The sequence below is a fragment of the Pseudoalteromonas sp. C12FD-1 genome (assembly GCF_037414265.1).
Classification (GTDB): domain Bacteria; phylum Pseudomonadota; class Gammaproteobacteria; order Enterobacterales; family Alteromonadaceae; genus Pseudoalteromonas.
This window is the reverse complement of sequence record NZ_JBBEVD010000017.1, coordinates 1-302: the sequence shown is the minus strand read 5'-3', so window position 1 is coordinate 302 and position 302 is coordinate 1. Positions and strand designations below refer to the sequence as shown.

Below are 302 nucleotides of genomic sequence, written 5' to 3'. Positions count from 1 at the left end.
GTTTCATCGCCATTACTGTCGGTGATAACAATGTTTACAACGGTGCCTTCAGGCTCTGTTGAGGTACCACTGATAAGTGGCGTGCTGTCGTTACCAAGTCCCAGTGCATCCACGGTTACAACCGGGGTGATGGTATCAACATTGCCACTGCTGTTGGCTGTGCTCTCATTGCCTGCGGCATCACTAATACTGGCCGTTACAGTAAAGTCACCTTGTGCTAGCGCACTGGGCACTTCAATGTCCCAATGGCCATCCGTGCCAACAGTGGTAGTGATGGTTTGTACAGCGCCGTCGCTGTCGGT

At 52.3% G+C, this 302-nt stretch carries 1 protein-coding gene; it reads right to left on the bottom strand.

Features of this window, described 5'->3' with window-relative positions; all coding sequences use genetic code 11:
- On the bottom strand, window positions 1–302 hold a 302-nt coding region (locus WDB87_RS00080), incomplete at both ends, for an Ig-like domain-containing protein (protein ID WP_337848642.1).